The organism is Thauera sedimentorum, assembly GCF_014489115.1.
Lineage (GTDB): Bacteria > Pseudomonadota > Gammaproteobacteria > Burkholderiales > Rhodocyclaceae > Pseudothauera > Pseudothauera sedimentorum.
The window spans coordinates 906,716-924,400 of sequence record NZ_JACTAH010000001.1; the positions used below are offsets into that span (position 1 = coordinate 906,716).

21 protein-coding genes are annotated in these 17,685 nt (G+C 69.5%); 9 read left to right on the forward strand and 12 right to left on the reverse strand.

Annotated elements, in window-relative coordinates; genetic code table 11:
* Nucleotides 1-52 precede the first annotated feature (52 nt).
* On the forward strand, nucleotides 53-622 hold the full coding sequence (locus IAI53_RS04045) for a YceI family protein (RefSeq protein ID WP_187716846.1): 570 nt from the start codon (nucleotides 53-55) through the stop codon (nucleotides 620-622).
* A gap of 70 nt (nucleotides 623-692) precedes the next feature.
* Here IAI53_RS04045 and IAI53_RS04050 read toward each other — a convergent pair whose 3' ends face one another.
* The 7 genes from IAI53_RS04050 to pcnB all read right to left on the reverse strand — a co-directional run bounded on the left by IAI53_RS04050 (nucleotide 693) and on the right by pcnB (nucleotide 6,015).
* Nucleotides 693-1,136, reverse strand: a complete 444-nt coding sequence (locus IAI53_RS04050; RefSeq protein ID WP_187716847.1) for a CBS domain-containing protein — start codon at nucleotides 1,134-1,136, stop codon at nucleotides 693-695.
* Between the two features lie 187 nt (nucleotides 1,137-1,323).
* Complete coding sequence (gene panC, locus IAI53_RS04055) at nucleotides 1,324-2,154, reverse strand: pantoate--beta-alanine ligase (RefSeq protein ID WP_187716848.1); 831 nt, start codon at nucleotides 2,152-2,154, stop codon at nucleotides 1,324-1,326.
* 11 nt (nucleotides 2,155-2,165) lie between these two features.
* Nucleotides 2,166-2,981, reverse strand: a complete 816-nt coding sequence (gene panB / locus IAI53_RS04060; protein WP_187716849.1) for a 3-methyl-2-oxobutanoate hydroxymethyltransferase — start codon at nucleotides 2,979-2,981, stop codon at nucleotides 2,166-2,168.
* A 107-nt stretch (nucleotides 2,982-3,088) separates the two neighbouring features.
* On the reverse strand, nucleotides 3,089-3,727 hold the full coding sequence (locus tag IAI53_RS04065; RefSeq protein ID WP_187716850.1) for a deoxynucleoside kinase: 639 nt from the start codon (nucleotides 3,725-3,727) through the stop codon (nucleotides 3,089-3,091).
* Between the two features lie 15 nt (nucleotides 3,728-3,742).
* On the reverse strand, nucleotides 3,743-4,126 hold the full coding sequence (locus IAI53_RS04070; RefSeq protein ID WP_222948155.1) for a DMT family protein: 384 nt from the start codon (nucleotides 4,124-4,126) through the stop codon (nucleotides 3,743-3,745).
* 30 nt (nucleotides 4,127-4,156) lie between these two features.
* Nucleotides 4,157-4,663 (reverse strand): 2-amino-4-hydroxy-6-hydroxymethyldihydropteridine diphosphokinase, encoded by a 507-nt coding sequence (gene folK / locus IAI53_RS04075; RefSeq protein ID WP_187717951.1) that lies wholly within the window; start codon nucleotides 4,661-4,663, stop codon nucleotides 4,157-4,159.
* A complete protein-coding gene (gene pcnB / locus IAI53_RS04080) occupies nucleotides 4,657-6,015 on the reverse strand; it encodes a polynucleotide adenylyltransferase PcnB (RefSeq protein WP_187716851.1) in 1,359 nt (452 codons plus the stop codon). Before pcnB ends, folK begins: the two co-directional genes overlap by 7 nt.
* Before the next feature lie 277 nt (nucleotides 6,016-6,292).
* Here pcnB and IAI53_RS04085 point away from each other — a divergent pair, with 277 nt between their 5' ends.
* On the forward strand, nucleotides 6,293-6,520 hold the full coding sequence (locus IAI53_RS04085) for a hypothetical protein (RefSeq protein ID WP_187716852.1): 228 nt from the start codon (nucleotides 6,293-6,295) through the stop codon (nucleotides 6,518-6,520).
* 27 nt (nucleotides 6,521-6,547) lie between these two features.
* On the opposite strand, the gene IAI53_RS04090 is transcribed toward IAI53_RS04085, so the two are convergent.
* Both IAI53_RS04090 and IAI53_RS04095 read right to left on the reverse strand, forming a co-directional pair.
* Nucleotides 6,548-6,874, reverse strand: a complete 327-nt coding sequence (locus IAI53_RS04090) for an AzlD domain-containing protein (protein ID WP_187716853.1) — start codon at nucleotides 6,872-6,874, stop codon at nucleotides 6,548-6,550.
* Nucleotides 6,871-7,623: an AzlC family ABC transporter permease gene (locus IAI53_RS04095; protein ID WP_187716854.1), complete on the reverse strand. Its 753-nt coding sequence runs from the start codon at nucleotides 7,621-7,623 to the stop codon at nucleotides 6,871-6,873. Before IAI53_RS04095 ends, IAI53_RS04090 begins: the two co-directional genes overlap by 4 nt.
* Nucleotides 7,624-7,780: 157 nt before the next feature.
* On the opposite strand from IAI53_RS04095, the gene IAI53_RS04100 reads away from it, so the two are divergent.
* The 5 genes from IAI53_RS04100 (at nucleotide 7,781) to IAI53_RS04120 (ending at nucleotide 12,811) form a co-directional block, all read left to right on the forward strand.
* Nucleotides 7,781-8,068 (forward strand): encapsulin-associated ferritin-like protein, encoded by a 288-nt coding sequence (locus IAI53_RS04100; protein ID WP_187716855.1) that lies wholly within the window; start codon nucleotides 7,781-7,783, stop codon nucleotides 8,066-8,068.
* The gene (locus IAI53_RS04105) at nucleotides 8,065-9,078 is read left to right on the forward strand and encodes an amidoligase family protein (protein WP_187716856.1); all 1,014 of its coding nucleotides are present in this window, start codon (nucleotides 8,065-8,067) and stop codon (nucleotides 9,076-9,078) included. The genes IAI53_RS04100 and IAI53_RS04105 overlap by 4 nt, the downstream gene beginning before the upstream one ends.
* Nucleotides 9,075-9,737 carry a gamma-glutamyl-gamma-aminobutyrate hydrolase family protein gene (locus IAI53_RS04110; RefSeq protein ID WP_222948156.1) on the forward strand — a complete coding sequence of 221 codons (663 nt, stop codon included), beginning with the start codon at nucleotides 9,075-9,077 and terminating at the stop codon, nucleotides 9,735-9,737. The genes IAI53_RS04105 and IAI53_RS04110 overlap by 4 nt, the downstream gene beginning before the upstream one ends.
* 72 nt (nucleotides 9,738-9,809) lie before the next feature.
* A complete protein-coding gene (gene mgtE, locus IAI53_RS04115) occupies nucleotides 9,810-11,441 on the forward strand; it encodes a magnesium transporter (protein ID WP_222948157.1) in 1,632 nt (543 codons plus the stop codon).
* A 230-nt stretch (nucleotides 11,442-11,671) separates the two neighbouring features.
* The gene (locus IAI53_RS04120; RefSeq protein WP_187716858.1) at nucleotides 11,672-12,811 is read left to right on the forward strand and encodes an ABC transporter substrate-binding protein; all 1,140 of its coding nucleotides are present in this window, start codon (nucleotides 11,672-11,674) and stop codon (nucleotides 12,809-12,811) included.
* A 1-nt stretch (nucleotide 12,812) separates the two neighbouring features.
* Here the strand turns inward: IAI53_RS04120 and IAI53_RS04125 are convergent, their stop codons facing one another.
* Entirely contained in the window at nucleotides 12,813-13,127 is a 315-nt protein-coding gene (locus IAI53_RS04125; RefSeq protein WP_187716859.1) for a hypothetical protein, read from the reverse strand.
* A 3-nt stretch (nucleotides 13,128-13,130) separates the two neighbouring features.
* Nucleotides 13,131-13,733, reverse strand: a complete 603-nt coding sequence (locus tag IAI53_RS04130; RefSeq protein WP_187716860.1) for a cytochrome c oxidase subunit 3 family protein — start codon at nucleotides 13,731-13,733, stop codon at nucleotides 13,131-13,133.
* A 293-nt stretch (nucleotides 13,734-14,026) separates the two neighbouring features.
* On the opposite strand from IAI53_RS04130, the gene IAI53_RS04135 reads away from it, so the two are divergent.
* Both IAI53_RS04135 and ccoG read left to right on the forward strand, forming a co-directional pair.
* Nucleotides 14,027-15,478 (forward strand): aminotransferase-like domain-containing protein, encoded by a 1,452-nt coding sequence (locus IAI53_RS04135; protein WP_187716861.1) that lies wholly within the window; start codon nucleotides 14,027-14,029, stop codon nucleotides 15,476-15,478.
* A gap of 61 nt (nucleotides 15,479-15,539) precedes the next feature.
* On the forward strand, nucleotides 15,540-16,916 hold the full coding sequence (ccoG, locus tag IAI53_RS04140; protein ID WP_187716862.1) for a cytochrome c oxidase accessory protein CcoG: 1,377 nt from the start codon (nucleotides 15,540-15,542) through the stop codon (nucleotides 16,914-16,916).
* A 51-nt stretch (nucleotides 16,917-16,967) separates the two neighbouring features.
* On the opposite strand, the gene IAI53_RS04145 is transcribed toward ccoG, so the two are convergent.
* Nucleotides 16,968-17,636 (reverse strand): histidinol-phosphatase, encoded by a 669-nt coding sequence (locus tag IAI53_RS04145; protein WP_187716863.1) that lies wholly within the window; start codon nucleotides 17,634-17,636, stop codon nucleotides 16,968-16,970.
* Nucleotides 17,637-17,685 lie beyond the last annotated feature (49 nt).

Below are 17,685 nucleotides of genomic sequence, written 5' to 3' on the forward strand. Positions count from 1 at the left end.
AACCGCAATGCCCCGATACCCCTGATACCCCCAACCAACGGAGATCATCCCCATGAAAAAACAGATCGCCCTCCTTGCCATCGCGTCCATGCTCGCCGCCCCGGCGCTGGCTGCGCCCGAAACCTTCGTGGTCGACAACACCCACACCTTCCCGCGCTTCGAGTACAACCACTTCGGCTACACGAACCAGATCCACCGCTTCAACAAGACCAGCGGCACCATCGTGTGGGATCGCGTCAAGCGCACTGCCGCGCTGGACATCACCATCGACGCCACCTCGGTGGATACCGGCTACGCGCTGTTCAACGGGCACATCCAGGGCGAGGACTTCCTGCACACCGCCGCGTACCCGACCATCACCTACAAGTCGACTTCGGTGCACTTCGACGGCGACAAGCCGGTGGCGGTGGAGGGCGAGCTGACCATCAAGGGCATCACCCGCCCGGTCAGGCTGGAGCTGACCTCCTTCCACGAGATGCCGCACCCGATCGCCAAGAAGCCGGCCATCGGTGCCAATGCGGTGGCGAAGATCAAGCGTTCGGACTTCGGCGCCGGCAAGTACGCGCCCAACGTCAGTGACGAGCTCACGCTGTCGATCGCGGTCGAGGCGATCCAGCAGTAAGTGCCGCATGAAAAAAGGGCCGGTGCCCCCGGGGGGTGCCGGCCCTTTGTTATTCCTGCGGCGGTGTCGCTCAGGTGGCGATGTCGCCGGCGATGTAGTTGGACAGGTGGGAGATGGTGCGGCGTTGCTGGTCGATCACCGACTTCACCACGTCGCCGATGGAGATGATGCCTGCGATGCGGCCGTCGTCGAGCACCGGCAGGTGGCGGAAGCGTTTCTCGGTCATGATGTTCATGACCTCGTCCACCGTCTGATCCATGCCCACCGTTGCCGGCGAGGTGGTCATCAGCTCGCGGACGCTGACGTCGGTGGAGCGCAGACCTTTCAGCACCACCTTGCGCGCGTAGTCGCGCTCGGTGAAGATGCCGACCAGCCGCTCATTGTCGGTCACCAGCACGGCGCCGATGTTGTGCTCGGCCATCAGCCCGAGCGCCTCGAACGCCGTCACCCCCGGCGCCACGCAAAAGGCCTTGCCACCCTTGGCGTCCAGAACCTGCCGAACCGTCGTCGTCATCGTCCATCCCTCCTGTTGTTGGCGGTGCACATGCCGCCAGTCTGATTGTTCTTCTGGCAATAGGTTCTTACGAACCGTCCGCCAACGCAAGGTTCGGAAAACCCCAATAGGCGGATGTCGTGCATGTCCATGGGACCATGAGGGCGGGCGAAGGGTTCGCCGGCCGCGGGCCGGGAGGGCGGGGCGTTCAGATCTCCAGGTTGTCGATCAGCCGCGTCTTGCCCAGGCGGGCGGCCGCCAGCACCACCAGCGCGGCGGTCTCGCCGTGCGCGGGCGGCTGCAGGTCGGCACGCCGGCGGATGCTGACGTAGTCTGGCTGCCAGCCGTGGGCGGCCAGTTCCGCCACCGCCTCGGTCTCCAGCTTCAGGTAGTCGCGCTCGCCGGCCTGCACCGCGTCGCGGATGCGGGCGAGCTGGCGGTACATGCGCGGCGCCTCGGCTCGTTCCCCGGCGGACAGATAGCCGTTGCGCGAGGACAGCGCCAGGCCGTCCTCGGCGCGCGCGGTTTCGCCGCGCACGATGTCGATGGCCAACGCGAACTCGCGCACCATGTTCTGGATCACCATCAGCTGCTGGTAGTCCTTCTTGCCGAATACGGCGACCTGCGGACGGACGATGCTGAAGAGCTTCAGCACCACGGTGGCCACGCCGCGGAAATGCCCCGGGCGCGCCGCGCCGTCGAGCATGTCGACGTGGGCGGGTGCCGGGTCCACATGGTAGGTCTGCGGGCTCGGGTACATTTCGCCCTCGTCGGGGGCGAACAGATGATCGACCCCGGCCGCTTCCAGCTTGGCGCAGTCGTCGCGGAAGGTGCGCGGGTACTTGTCGAAGTCCTCGCTGGGGCCGAACTGCAGGCGATTGACGAAGATGCTGGCGACCACGCAGTCGCCGTGGGCGCGCGCCTGCGCCATCAGGCCGATGTGGCCGGCGTGCAGGTTGCCCATGGTCGGTACGAAGACGATGCGGCCGGCCCCGGCAAGGGCGGCGCGCAGGCTGGCGATGGTGTGATGGATCTGCATGATGCCGCGCTTCAGTAGCAGTGTTCCGGCGCCGGGAAGCTGCCGTCCTTGACCGCGGCCACATAGCGCGCCACGGCCTCTTCGATGCTGGTCGCGCCGTCCATGAAGTTCTTGACGAAGCGCGCGGTCTTGCCGGGGTAGACGCCCAGCATGTCGTGCAGCACCAGCACCTGGCCGTCGCAATCCGGGCCTGCGCCGATACCGATGGTGGCCATGCTGGTGAGCGCCGCGGTGACCTCCTTGGCGACCGCCGCGGGCACCATCTCCATGACCATCAGCGCTGCGCCGGCCTGTTCGAGGGCCAGGGCGTCGGCCTTCAGGCGCGCCGCGCCTTCCTCGCTGCGGCCCTGCACGCGGTAGCCGCCGAGCTGGTGCACCGACTGCGGGGTGAGGCCGATGTGGGCGCACACCGGCACGCCCCGCTCGACCAGGAAACGCACGGTCTCGGCCATGAACTCGCCGCCTTCGAGCTTGACCATCTGCGCGCCGGCGGCCATCAGGCGGGCGGCGTTGCGCATCGCCTGCGCCGGGCTCTCGTGGTAACTGCCGAAGGGCAGGTCGGCGACGATCAGCGGTCGGTTGCAGCCGCGCACCACCGATTCGGTGTGGTAAGCCATGTGCTCGACGGTGACCGGCAGGGTGGATTTCTGGCCCTGCAGCACGTTGCCGAGCGAATCGCCGACGAGGATGACGTCGACCCCGGCGCGCTCTTCCAGCGCCGCGAAGCTGGCGTCGTAGCAGGTGAGCACGGCGATCTTGCGCCCTTCGGCGCGCATCTTGCCCAGTTCGAACAGAGTGACCGGGCGGGTGTCCTGGAGGTAGCTCATCACGCTCTCCCGTAAGGGGGTGCAGGAAAAGGACGGGAGTGTTCCCGATCCTATTGCGTTGCACAAGCCTGTTGGTGGAAATGCGTCGCGTGGCGCGAGGAAGGCGCTCAGCCCGCGTAGGCGAAGAACTCGCGGTAGCTGCGCATGTTGCGCAGGCGGTCGAGCAGCAGTTCGAAGTCGTCGTCGCGATCGACCGGATTGAGCACTTCGGCATCGACGATGAACAGCGGCGCGGCGTCGTACTGGTAGAAGAACTGGGCGAAACGCTCGGCCACGCGCTGCACGTAGCTCTCGGAGATGCGCCGCTCGGCGTCCATGCCGCGGCGGCGGATGCGTTCCATCAGCGTCTCGGGACGGGCCTGCAGGTAGATCACCAGGTCGGGCTTGGGCGGCGCGGGCGGCATCATGGTGTCGTAGATGCGCTGGTAGATCGCGAGTTCGTCCGCAGGCAGGTTCAATGCGGCGAACAGCGGGTCTTTCTGCAGGATGAAGTCCGACACCACGCGGCGCTCCGGGTCGCCGGCGACGAATTCGGCGAGCTGGTCGATGCGCTGGAACAGGAAGGAGACCTGCGTGGCGAGCGCCCAGCGGTCCATGCTCTGGTAGAAGCGGCCGAGGAAGGGGTTGGCCTCGGGCTGTTCGAACAGGGTTTCGGCCGGCAGGCGTTCGGCCAGGCGGCGGGCGAGCGAACTCTTGCCGGCGCCGATCGGCCCCTCGACGACGATGTAGCGAGCCTTGTCGAGCATGAATGGTGGATGCCGCTAGCTGCGGAAGATGAAATAGACCGCGCCAAGCATACACAAGGCGGCCCAAAGATAGTCAAGCTTGATCGGCTGCTTCATGTACAGCACGACGAAGGGGACGAAGACCAGCAGGGTGATGACCTCCTGCATGATCTTCAGTTGCGGCAGGCTGAGCGCGGTGGCGCCGATGCGGTTGGCCGGCACCTGCAGCATGTACTCGAAGAAGGCGATGCCCCAGCTGATCAGCGCGGCGTAGAACCAGGGCCGGGCCTGCAGGCCCTTGAGGTGGCCGTACCAGGCGAAGGTCATGAACACGTTGGACAAGGTGAGCAGGAAGGCGCTCTGCAGCCACACCGGCACGGTGTGTACGGTGGCGGGCAGTGCTTGCAACCAGGCAGGCATGGTGGAACTCCTCGCAAGGAGAACGTGGGATCAGAGTCGGGCGATGCGCTGCTCGGCCACGCCGGGCAGCAGGTCGGCCACCGCGCCGCGGCCTGGAATCGTCGCCTCGGGGGCGATCTCGGCGAGCGGCAGCAGCACGAAGGCGCGCTGGTGCATGCGCGGGTGCGGCACCTCGAGCTGCGGCAGGTGGATCTCGGCGTCGCCATAGAGCAGCAGGTCGAGATCCAGCGTGCGCGGCGCCTGGTGGTAGTCGCGAGTGCGCCCGGCGGCGTGCTCGATGGCGAGCAGGGCGGAAAGCAACTCGGCGGCGGGCAGCGTGGTGTCCGCGGCGATCACCGCGTTGAGGTAGTCCGGCTGGCCGGCAACGCCGACCGGGGCGCTGCGGTAGAGTGAGGAGCGCGCCACCACGTGGGTGCCGGGCAGGGCGGCGATGCGCTCGCAGGCCAGTTCCAGCGCCGCGGCCGGTTCGCCCAGGTTGGCGCCGAAGGCGATGTAGGCCCGCACCGGACCGTGGCCCGGAGAAGGGTGGCTCACGATGCGTCGGCGGTTTCGGCGGCGCCCGCGCCGGCCGGCTTGCGGCGCCGGCGGCGGCGCTTCTTGGCCGGGGCATCACCCGTGGCCGGGGCGGCGCGCAGCAGGGCTTCGCGCTCGTCGTGGCCGGCATGGGCGAAGCGGTCCCACCAGTCGGGCAGTTCCATGTCGATCTCGCCCGATTGCGCGCGCAGGCGCAGGAAGTCCCAGCCGGCGCGGTAGCGCGGCTGCTCGATCAGGCGGTAGGGCACTTTGCCGCTGCGCTTCTCGAAGCGCGGCTGCAGGGCCCAGATGTCCTTGATGTCGCCGACGATGCGCCGGGTGATCGCCAGCTTGCCGGCCTGTGCGTCCAGCACGTCGTCCATGGCCTGGAAGAGCGCGGGCTGGGCGTGCTCGCCCTCGGCCTTCTTGGCTTCCCAGGCGGCCAGCACCTCGTGCCACAGCAGGGTGGCGAACAGGAAACCGGGGGACACGGACTTGTCGGCGCGCACGCGCTCGTCGGTGTTCTCCAGCGACAGCCACACGAAGCGCTCGCCCAGCGGCTGCTCCAGGATGACGTCGAGCAGCGGCAGCAGGCCGTGGTGCAGGCCTTCCTCGCGCAGCTGCTTCAGGCAGCGCACCGCGTAGCCGGAGAACAGCAGCTTGAGCATCTCGTCGAACAGGCGGGCGGCGGGCACGTTTTCCAGCAGCACCGCCATTTCGCGGATCGGGTTGCGCGCCGCCGGGTCGATCGCCAGGCCGAGCTTGGCGCCCAGGCGCACCGCGCGCAGCATGCGCACCGGGTCCTCGCGGTAGCGGGTGCGCGGGTCGCCGATCATGCGCAGGGTCTTCTGCTGCAGATCGGCCACGCCGTGATGGTAGTCGATGATCTGTTCGGTGGTGGGGTCGTAGTACAGCGCGTTGACCGTGAAGTCGCGCCGGGTGGCGTCCTCGGCCATCGAGCCGTAGACGTTGTCGCGCAGCACGCGGCCGTGCTCGTCGGTTTCGGCGCTTTCGGCGTCCTGGCTGGCGCGGAAGGTGGAGACCTCGATGGTCTCCGGGCCGCTCATCACATGCACGATCTTGAAACGCCGGCCGATGATGCGCGAGCGGCGGAACAGCGCGCGCACCTCCTCGGGCGTGGCGCTGGTGGCGACGTCGTAGTCCTTGGGCGGGTGGCCGATCAGCAGGTCGCGCACTGCGCCGCCCACCACGTAGGCCTTGTGGCCGGCTTCCTGCAGCACCTTGCAGGTCTTGCGGGCGGCGGGCGAAACCTGCTCGCGGCGGATGCCGTGGCGGTCGACCGGGATCAGGGCGGGTTCGGAGACGGTGTCGTCAGCGGCGCGGCGGAACACCTTGCGCAGCAGTTTGCGGATCATTGGCGGGAAAATTCAGCGTGCGACATAAGCGCGCAATCATAACTCATGCGCCTTGCGGATAGCGGATGCAGGTGGTGTGCGTCGTTCAGCGCGGCGCGCCGAATGCATCGACCAGGGTGTCGATGAAGGCACGCACCCGCGCTGGCGGGCTGAGGCGCAGGGGCGGGAACCGTGCCGGCCGATGGCGGCTCATACCGCAGCAGGCGCGCATTCCTGCGCCCGCCGCCAGGGCGGGCCGACCGTCCCGGCATTTTTCCGTCTGCAAGGAGGCACTGCCATGACCACCACCGTCACCGCCACCTTCGACTCCCGCGAGGCCGTGCACAACACGCTGGACGATCTGGTCGACATCGGCCTGTCCCGCGAGACCATCTACACCAACGACCAGGCACAGCTGGTCAAGGTGGTCGTGCCCGACGACATCATGCCCGAGGTGTCGGAGATCATCGGGCGCCATCACCCGCTGGACATGAATTCGGTCCCGCCCTACAGCCCGACCCACTGATCCCTTGGGCAATCCGCGGCGGGCGCTTCAGCCGCCCAGCCAGGACAGCAGCCACAGCGCGGACATGCCCGCCAGGATGGTGGCCATCACCGAGCGGCTGGCCAGCGCCACCGCGATGGCCACCAGCCCGGCGAGCAGCCGGGCGTTGTCGGCGCCTATCGACAGCGCGCCGTCGCGCACCAGCAGTTCGGGGGCGATCAGCGCGGCGAGCACCGCCGCCGGCACGTAGCCCAGCACGGTGTGCAGGGCGTCGCTGCGCGGAAGCCAGCTTTCGCCGGCGATGAAGGACAGGCGGATCAGGAAGGTCGCCAGCCCGGAGACCAGCAGGGTGAGGAGCAGGCCGAGGTCGCTCATCGCGCCGCTCCGGTGACGGCGCGCGGCGCGTCCAGCGCGCGGCTGGCCAGCCCGGCCAGGATGCCCGCCGCGGCGGCCGCGAGGATCCACAGCTTGTGAGGCAGCGGCTGGGCGATCACCGCCACCGCCGCGGCCACCAGCGCGGCGACCAGTTCACTGCGTCTGTGCACCGCCAGCACCAGCAGGGCGATGAAGGTGAGCGCGATCGAGAAATCCAGCGACCACGAGGCGGGGATGGCGGCGCCCACCATTACCCCGGCCACGGTGGCCAGCTGCCACCCGGTCCACAGCGTGATGCCGGTGCCGAACAGGAACCAGTGGCGATGCGCGCCGGGCGGTCCGTCGCGAAAGCGCACCAGCGCCGCAGCGTAGGCTTCGTCGGTGAGCAGGTAGGCGAGCAGCAGCTTCCAGCGCCAGGACAGGCCGCGCAGCCATTCGGCCACGCTGGCGCTGTACAGCGCGTGGCGCAGGTTGACCACCGCGACCGTGGTGCCGATGACCGCGGGCGGCGTCATCGCGGCCCAGAGCTGGGCGAACACCACCTGCGAGGCGCCGCCGAAGACGATGGAGGACATCGCCACCACCGCCCAGGCGGGCAGGCCGGCGGCCAGTCCCAGCAAGCCGTACATCAATCCGAAGGGCACCACGCCGAGCAGCAGGGGCAGTTCCGCGCGGATGCCGGCGAGCAGTTCCGCCCGTGCGGACGGGCCGGTATCGCGGCGGCTGGCGGGTGTGTCGGGGTCGTGCATCGTGCCGGGTTCTCGTGCGTGGCGAGGCAGCATTATCGCCCATCGCAGCGGTGCTCCCGAAGCCGCGGGTGCCGCCCGCGCCCTACCTGCGGGTTTTGATTTATGCGGACACGGTGCGCTAAGGTGAAATAGCCGATCACTACCGGAGGAATGCACCATGGCGAATGAGGGCTATCACGAACCGGTTTCCGAGTTGTCGCTGGAAACCCGCGACATGCACCGCGCGATCGTCTCGCTGATGGAGGAACTCGAAGCGGTCGACTGGTACAACCAGCGGGTGGATGCGTGCTCCGACCCCGAGCTGAAGTCCATCCTGCGGCACAACCGCGACGAGGAAAAAGAGCACGCCGCCATGGTGCTCGAATGGATACGCCGGCGCGATCCCTCCTTCGACAAGGAGTTGCGCGACTGGCTGTTCACCGACAAGTCCCTGGATCACGAATGAGCGACCGGTCGTCGCGATCCGGTGAAGCCGGGGCGGAGCGGCACCAGGCCTACCGCCTGCCGCCGGTGCGCCAGGCCGCCGACGGCCGGGTGCGCACCGTGGGTTTCGAGCTGGAATTCTCCGGTCTGACCCTGGACGCGACCGCCGCAGCCGTCCGGCACGCCCTGGGCGGCGAGATCCACCGCGTGTCGGCGGCCGAGCGCCGCGTGCGTTCGGCCGAACTTGGCGAGTTCAACATCGAGATCGACTGGGCCTATCTCAAGCAGGCTGCCGGGCAGGACGGCGACGACAGCGAATGGCTGGAGCGCCTGTCGGAGCTCGCCAGCCTGCTGGTGCCCATCGAGGTGGTGTGTCCGCCGGTGGCGCTCGACCGGCTGGAGTCGCTCGATGCCATGGTCGCCGCGCTGCGTGCGGCTGGCGCGGTCGGCACCGAGGAATCGCTGATCGCCGCCTACGGGGTGCATATCAATGCGCAGATCCCCAGCCTGGATGCAGCGACCCTGGATGCCTACCTCAAGGCCTTCGCGCTGCTGCAGTGGTGGCTGGTCGATGCCCACCGGGTGGACCCCGCCCGCAGGCTCAGCCCCTACATCGACCTCTATGCCGAGGACTATGTGCGGCGCGTGCTGACGCGCGAGGCGCCCACGCTGGACGAGCTGTTCGACGACTACCTCGCCTTCAACCCCGACCGCAACCGCGCGCTCGATCTGCTGCCCTTGCTGGCCGAGATCGACCGTGAGCGGGTGCGCCGTGCGGTGGACGACCCGCGGGTGAAGGCCCGCCCCACCTTCCACTACCGCCTGCCCAACTGCCACATCGAGCGTGCCGGCTGGTCGCTGGCCGAATCCTGGAACACTTGGTGCGTGGTGGAGGCGCTGGCCGCGCAGCCGACCGCTCTGCGCGAACTGGGGGCGGAGTTCCTGGGGGGCGCCCGGCCCTTGCTCGGGGTGTCGCGCGCGGACTGGGTGGCCCGGATCGACCGATGGCTCGGAGACCACGAGTCGGCGTGACCGGTAACGCCCGGCGCTGGTCGCCGGGCTGGTGGTGCACCGCGCTGGCCCTGCGCCTGGCCGGTGCGGTGCCCGAGCGCCTGAGCGTGCGCCACCGCCCCAGCGGGCAGCCGCTGGACGCGCTGGTGATCGGCGGTGGCGACGACATCAGCCCGGAGCACTACGGCGGCGACCTCGACGCCAAGGTGGTGCTGGACCCCGCCCGCGACCGCCTGGAGATCGACTGGATCCGCCACGCGCTCGAACACGGCTGGCCGCTGCTGGGCATCTGTCGCGGCGCGCAGCTGATCAACGTGGTGCTCGGCGGCGCGCTGCACCAGGACATCCGCCCGATGCGGGTGCATACCCACAACCGGCCCGGCCTGCTGCCGACCAAGCGGGTGACGGTGGCGGACGGCTCCCGCCTGGCGGCGATCTGTGGCACCACCCGGCTGCAGGTGAACAGCCTGCATCATCAGGCGGTCATGCGCACCGGCCGCGGGTTGCGGGTGGTGGCGCGCGACCGCGACGACATCGTGCAGGCGGTGGAGGCCGAGGAACGCGGGCGGGCGGTCGTCGGCGTGCAGTGGCACCCCGAGTACCTGTTCTACCTGCCGGCCCAGTTCGCCCTGTTCCGCTGGCTGGTGCGCGCCGCGGGGCGCTCGGGTGAGGGCGCCTAGACACAACGGTGCGACAATGCGGCCTGCGTGCCGCAAAACGATACCCGCCCGCCGAAACGGAAGCCGCCCTACGTGACCAGTCCCGACCACGCCAGCCCCCGCAGCGAGACCGACGACATCCTCCAGGCCCTGGAGCAGGGCCGCTACAAGCGCGTGCGCAAGCGCCTGCGCCACATGCATCCGGCCAAGATCGCCGGCCTGCTGGAAGCCCTGGAGCCTGGCCAGCGCACCGCGGTGTGGCAGCAGGTGGACGCAGGCAGCGAGGCGCGCGTGCTGGCCCACCTGAATGCGGAACTGGTCCGCCAGCTGGCGGGCGATTCCGCCGAAGCCGCGCACGAGCTGCCGGAGGCCGAGGCCGCCGAGCATCACGACGCCGCCACCCAGGTGCAGGCGGTGCGCGAGGCGCTGGCCGCGGGCAAGCTCAAGCGTGTGGGCAAGATCCTGCACCACATGCACCCGGCCAAGGTGGCTGCGCTGCTCGAGGCGCTGCCGCCTCCCGAGCGCAAGGCGGCGTGGAGCATGGTGGAGACCGACCGTGCGGGCAAGGTGCTCACCTACCTGCACGACGAGATCTGCACCGCGCTGGCGCTGGAACTGGAGCACGACGACCTGGTGGCCTCGGTGCAGCGCCTGGAACTGGACGACCTGGTCGATCTGATCCAGTCTCTGCCCGACGAACCGGGCCGCGAGCTGGTGCACGCCATCGGCGGCGCGCGCCGCGCACAGCTCGAATCGATGCTGTCCTACCCGGAGGATTCGGCCGGCGGCATCATGAACGCCGACCCCATCGTGGTGCGCGCCGACGTCAAGCTCAACACCGTGCTGCGCTACCTGCGCCTGCTGGAGAACCTGCCGGCGCAGACCGACGTGCTGATGGTGGTCGACCGCAAGGGCCATTACCAGGGCGCGCTGCGCCTGGCTACCATGCTCACCGCCGCGCCCGAGGCGCGGGTGGCGGAGCTGATGGACACCACGCTGGCCGCCATCCCGGTGAATACCGCTGCCGGCGAGGTGGCCCGCCGTTTCCAGGATCTGGACCTGCTCTCCGCGCCGGTGGTGGACGACGAAGGCGTGCTGCTCGGGCGCATCACCGTGGACGACGTGGTCGACCTGATCCGCGAGGACTCCGACCGCGCGGTGATGCAGATGGCCGGCCTGGACGAGGAGGCCGACATGTTCGCGCCGGTGCTGGTCAGCTCGCGCCGCCGCGCGGTGTGGCTGGGCATCAACCTGGTCACCGCTTTCCTGGCCGCCTGGGTGATCGGCCTGTTCGAGTCGACGCTGCAGGACCTGGTCGCGCTCGCCGTGCTCATGCCCATCGTCGCCAGCATGGGCGGCATCGCCGGCAGCCAGACGCTGACCCTGGTGATCCGCGGCCTCGCGCTGGGCCAGGTGCAGAAGGGTAATACCCGGCTGCTGCTCAACCGCGAGGTCGGCGTGTCCATCCTCAACGGCCTGCTGTGGGCCGCGGTGGTGGCGCTGCTGGCCGTGCTCTGGTTCGGCAACTGGGGGATAGGCGGGGTGATCGCCGCGGCCATCCTCATCAACCTGCTGGCCGCCGCGCTCGCCGGCCTGGCGATTCCGCTGCTGCTCGAGCGTATGGGCATCGACCCGGCGCTGGCCGGCAGCGTCATCCTCACCACCGTCACCGACGTGGTCGGCTTCTTCGCCTTCCTGGGGCTGGCGACCGTGCTGCTGATCTGAGCGGATGGCTGCAGGCCATCTCCCTTGTGTGGCGATGACGAACGGGTTGATTCATGCGCTGAGACGGCTCGCGTAACGCCCGGGCAACATGTGTTGGGCATGCTGCGCGACGTTGCCGCCGGGCGTGTCGCCCATCCTGCCGCGATCGGCGAGCGGACTGTGGACATCCGCAATTGCCCGGCAAGGACGGGGGCCGAACAATCCGGTGGTTCGTCAGGAGATGATCCGCCATGTCACGAGTACTCCGCAGTTTCAGCGTCGTCGCCAGCCTGCTGGCCTTCTGCCTCCCGCTCGACCTCGCCGCCCAGGGGCGCGAGATCGTCGTCGGCCAGGTGGCGCCGTTCTCCGGGCCGCAGGCGGTCACCGGGCGGGCGATCCACGCCGGGGTGAAGCTCTACCTCGATCATGTCAACGCGCAAGGCGGCGTGCGTGGCGCGAAGATCCGCCTGCTCACCCGCGACGATGCGCAGCAGGCGGCGCAGACCGTGGCGCTGACCCGGGAGCTGATCGCCAGTGAGTCGCCGGTGGCCCTGATCGGCACCGTGGGCACCGCCAACGTGGAGGCGCTGATCGCCGACGGCGTGCTGCAGAAGAGCGGCGTGCCGCTGGTCGGCGCGGTATCCGGCGCCTCCAGCGCCATCGCCGGCAACAAGGTGTTCGTCATCAAGGCGAGCTATCACGAGGAGGTGAACCGCCTGTTCACCAATCTGGCGGGACTGGGCATCAAGCGCGTCGGGCTGGTGTATCAGGACGATGCGCTCGGCCAGGACGTGATCGCCGGCGCCGATGCCGCCGCGCGCCGCCATGGCATCGAGCTGATCGCCCGCGCCGGCTATCCGCGCAACACCGTGGAAGTCGGGGAGGCGGTCGCCGCGATGGTGAAGGCCGAGCCGCAGGTGGTCTTCCTCGGCGCCACCACGGCGGCGGCGATCGAGTTCGTGCGCCAGTACCGCGAGGGCGGAGGACTGGCGACGCTGTACGGCATGTCCATCATCGACACCCGCCAACTGCTTGCCAAGCTCGGCCCGGAAGGCGCGCGCGGCTTCGCCTTCTCGGTGGTGCTGCCGCTGGAGACCCAGCGCACCATCGCGGTCAATCTCGAATACCTGCGCCTGCGCGACCAGAGCAAGGACGCGGACCTGTCGGCGCGCTCCATCGAAGGCTTCATCGCTGCCAAGGCGCTGGTCCATGCGCTGCACAACGCCGCAGTGGGCGGCGCGCCCACCCCGGCGGCGGTGGTGAAGAGCCTGCAGGCGATGCGCAAGGTGGATCTCGGCGGCTACACGCTCGACTTTGGCCAGCAGGGCCGGTCGGGTTCCAGCTACGTTGACTTCGCCATGCTCGGCGACGGCGGGCGGGTGGTGCACTGAGTCACAAAGTGGCCCAGCGCGCGAACTCGCTGCCGAAGAAGGCAATGCCCAGCAGCGCCAGCGGTGTGAAGGCGACGAAGGCGTAGACCAGCCCGCGGATGAAGGGATGCGCGTGCGCCGTCTCGATGAAGCGGCGCGCCACCAGCATGCCCTTGAGCCAGATCAGCAGGGCCACCACCGGCTGCAGCCAGGCCGCGCCGTGGAAGGCGGCGCCCAGCGCGAGACCGAGCAGGGTCAGGGCGACCAGCGCCGCCCAGGCGGTGGCGAGCGGGGCCAGGGTGGCCGGCGGATGGGCTGTGGAGGGGGAGCGATCCATGATTCAGGCCAGCACGTAGAAGAAGGAAAAGATCACCAGCCAGATGATGTCGGTGGCGTGCCAGTAGCTCGCCAGCGCCTCCAGCCCGCCGTGGTTCTCCGCGCTGTAGCTGCCCGTGCTGTGGCGCGCCAGCACCCACAGCATGCCCAGGATGCCCCAGAAGGCGTGCACCAGGTGGGTGAGGGTGAGGTAGTAATACACCGTGAAAAAGATGCCCGCCTCGCCGGTGATGCCCTGCGCCATGTTCCAGCGGAACTCCAGGTACTTGGCCAGCGGATAACCGAGGGCAGTGACCAGTCCGGCCACCAGCCAGGCGATAGACGCGCGGCGCCGGCCGGCGCGCAGGCTGACAACCGAGCTGGCGACGAAGAAGCTGCTGGTCACCATGATCAGGGTGATCGCGGTGCCAGCCAGGGTGTTCAAGCGCCCGGAACCGGCCTCGAAGTCGGCCGGGAAGTGCGCGCGGGCGACGAAATAGACGATGAACAGCACCGCGAACTCGACGAACTCGCAGCCGATGCCGGCCCAGATGCCGTGGTTGCCGGGCACACGTCCGCGCGCCGGGGGCGCAGCGGGGGAGTCGGCGGGCAGGGCGAGCGTGCTCATGGATGCTCCATGGCGGTTGGCGAAGCGGGCATGTTGCCGGGATTGCCGCGGCCGGCACAGACTCAGAACGCTGGATTTCCGATCCGCACAGTTTGCCGCCGCGCTGCCCTGCCTGCCTTGTCGCCGGGCAAGAAGGGCGAACGGGCCGTGCTCGCTTCATCGTGTAGGAGCGGGCTTGCCCGCGATGCTGCCTGCGACAGGACCACCGCCGCATCGCGGCCAAGGCCGCTCCTACGGAAGGCGACGATCGGTTTGCTAGACTGGCCGCCCGCCGCCCGTACGACACCTTGTCCATGACGCTCTACCAGCAGATCGCCGAACAGACCGGCCAGCTGATCGCCGCCGGCGTGCTGCGCCCCGGCGACCGCCTGCCCTCGGTGCGCCACGTATGCCGCAGCCACGGGGTGAGCGCGGTCACGGTGATGCAGGCCTACTACCTGCTGGAGAGCCGCGGGTTGATCGAGGCGCGGCCCAAGTCCGGCTACTTCGTGCGCGCCCGTCTCGGCCAGCGCCTGCCCGAACCGCACATGCCGCGTCCGGCGGCCGGCAGCGCGCCGCTGGCGGTGAGCGACTTCATCTTCCAGATCCTGGAGAGCGTCAAGGATCGCAGCGTGGTGCCGCTCGGCTCCAGTTTCCCCGCGCCGGAACTGTTCCCGTTCGCCAAGCTCGGCCGCTTCCTGGCCGCCGCGGCTCGCCGGCTCTCCCCCGGCGACACGGTGGCCGACCTGCCGCCGGGCCGTGCCGCGCTGCGCCGGCAGATCGCGCTGCGCTACCACGCGCGTGGCGCGGCAGTGTCGCCCGAGGAGATCGTCGTCACCTCGGGGGCGATGGAGGGGCTCAACCTCTGCCTGCAGGCGGTGACCCGCCCGGGCGACGTGATCGCGGTCGAGTCGCCGACCTTCTACGCCGGCCTGCAGGCGAGCGAGCGCCTGGGCCTGAAGGTGATCGAGATCCCCTCGCACCCGCGCGAGGGGGTGAGCGTGGAGGCGCTGGAAGCGGCGCTGCGCACGCATCCGGTGAAGGCCTGCCTGTTGATGCTGAACTTCGCCAACCCCACCGGCGCGCTGGTGCCGGCGGCGCGCCGCGAGGCACTGGTGGAACTGCTGCGCCGCCACCAGGTGCCGCTGATCGAGGACGACGTGTATGCCGAGCTCTTCTTCGGCGCCGAGCCGCCGCCGTGTACCCGCGCGCTGGAAGCCGACGGCCTGCTGATGCACGTGTCCTCGTTCTCCAAGAGCCTGGCGCCGGGTTTCCGGGTCGGCTGGGTGGCCGGCGGGCGTTTCGCGGCGCAGATCGTGCGCCAGAAGCTCACCACCAGCCTGGCGACCACGGTGGCGGTGCAGGACGCGCTGGCCGAGTTCCTGCAGCACGGCGGCTACGACCGCCACCTGCGCCAGCTGCGCGAGCGCCTGGCGCAGGGCGAGGCCGCGCTGGTGGAGGCGGTGGAGCGCCACTTTCCGCCCGGCACCCGGCTCGCGCGCCCGGCCGGCGGTTACTTCCTGTGGCTGGAACTGCCGCCCGGCGCGGATGCGCTGGCGCTGCACCAGGCGGCGCTGGCACGGGGCATCAGCCTCGCGCCCGGGCCGATCTTCTCCGCGCAGCGCGAGTTCGGCCGCTGCATCCGGCTCAACTTCGGCCATCCGCTCGATGGCGGGGTCGATGAGCCGGTCGCCACGCTCGCTGCCTTGTTGCGCGAGCAGCTCGGTGCTGCGGCATCTGTTGCTATCGGAAATCGCGTCGACTGAATCTGCTGCCATCCGCGCCCGGGTGGTGTACTGCGTCGCATCGATTCTCCGGGAGCGGAAGGTGGCAAGTGCGGCGAGCAGGGTTCAGGAAGCGCGGATCGAGTTGTACCGGCGCAAGGGCAAGATCCACGCGCGCGAGACGCGTGGGCGCTGGAACAGCCTGCGCTGGGCAATGGTGTGGCTCACCCAGATCGTTTTCTATGGCGGTTGCTGGCTGAGCTGGGAACGCGGCGGCCAGGTGCAACAGGCAGTGCTGTTCGACATCGCCGGGCGCAAGTTCCATCTCTTCGGGCTCACGCTGTGGCCGCAGGACGCGCTGCTGCTCGCCATCATGCTGATCGTCGCCGCGGCGGCGCTCTTTCTCGCCACCGCGCTGGCCGGGCGGGTGTTCTGCGGTTTCGCCTGTCCGCAGACGGTCTACACGGCGATCTTCGCCTGGGTGGAGGCGCGCGTCGAAGGCGACCACCTGGCGCGCGCGAAGCTCGACGCCGCGCCGCTCAGTGTGCGCAAGGCCGCACTGCGAGCCACCAAGCATGGGGTGTGGGCGCTGATCGCCGGATGGACCGCGATCAGTTTCGTCGGCTACTTCACCCCGATCCGCGAGCTGCTGCCCGCGCTCGCCGGCCTGCAACTCGGGCCGTGGGAGGGGTTCTGGCTGCTGTTCTACGGCAGCTTCACCTACGTGCAGGCCGGGCTCGCGCGCGAGGCGGTGTGCCAGCACATGTGTCCCTACTCGCGCTTCCAGGGCGTCATGGTCGACCGCCACACCCGCAACGCCTCCTACGACGCCGCGCGCGGCGAGCCGCGCCGGGCCGGGCGGCGCGACGGAGCCTGCGTCGATTGCGGCATCTGCGTGCAGGTGTGCCCGACCGGCATAGACATCCGCGACGGCCTGCAGTACCAGTGCATCAACTGCGGCCTGTGCGCCGATGCCTGCGACACGGTGATGGCGAAGCTCGGCGCGCCTGCCGGGCTGGTGCGCTTCGCCTCGGAGGCGGAACTGGCCGGCGAGCGCGTGGCGGCCGGGCTGCGGCCGCGGGTGTGGGTGTATGGCGCGCTCGCCGTCGCCTTTACCGTCGCTGGCCTGTGGCTGCTGGTCGAACGCCCCTTGCTGCGCGTGGATGTGCTGCGCGACCGCGGCACGCTGCTGCGCGAAACCCAGGACGGGCAGGTGGAGAACGGCTACACCTTGAACGTCGCCAACCTGCTGGAAGCGCCGCGCCGGCTCGCGGTGGCGGTGGAAGGCCTGGGCGGTGCGCAGATTGTCGGCGAACGGGTGTTCCGCGCCGGGGCCGGCAGCGTGACCCCGCTGCGGGTGACTGTGGCCATGCCGGCCGGCGGCGGCCTGTCCGGCGTGCAGGCGCTGCGCTTCGTGGTCACCGACGAGGGCGATGGCGCCACGCGGGTGGTGGAGCCCAGCACCTTCATCCTGCCCTGAGCAGGTGAGGGTGGCCGGCGGGCCAACCGCCGGCCAGCGCGTGCCTGTCTCTCAGGCGCCGCGCAGCGAGATCACCGGCCAGCCATTCTGCTGCGCGTGGGCGCGCAGGGTGTCGTCCGGGTCGACCGCGACCGGCTTGTCCACCCGCGCCATCAGCGGCAGGTCGTTGTGCGAGTCGCTGTAGAACCAGCTCTGCTCGAAGCTGCCGAAGTGCAGGCCGAGCGATTCCAGCCAGGCTTCGACGCGCTCGATCTTGCCGGCCTTGAAGGCCGGGGTGCCGCGCGGCTTGCCGGTGAAGGCGCCGTTTTCCATCGCCGGAATCGTCGCCACCAGATGCGGAATGCCGAACTCGCGGGCGATCGGCCCGGTGACGAAGGCGTTGGTGGCGGTGACCACCGCGACCAGGGCCCCACGATCCAGATGGTGGCGCGCCAGTTCGCGGGCCGGCTGGCCGATCATCGGCGCGATGGCGCTTTCCATGAACTCGCGGTGCCAGGCGTCCAACTGGGCGCGCGGGTGGCGGGCGAGCGGGGCGAGCTGGAAGTCGAGGAACTCGAAGATGTCCAGCGTGCCGGCCTTGTACTGCTCGTAGAAGGCGACGTTCTTCGCCTCCTGTACTTCGCGGTCGAGCACGCCCTTGCCGATGAGGAACTGCGCCCAGGCGAAGTCCGAGTCGCCGATGAGCAGGGTGTTGTCGAGATCGAAGAGAACCAGGTCCACTTGGGTGTTTCCGTTCAGGGGTGGGTGAAGAGGGATGGGGCGGGCGGAC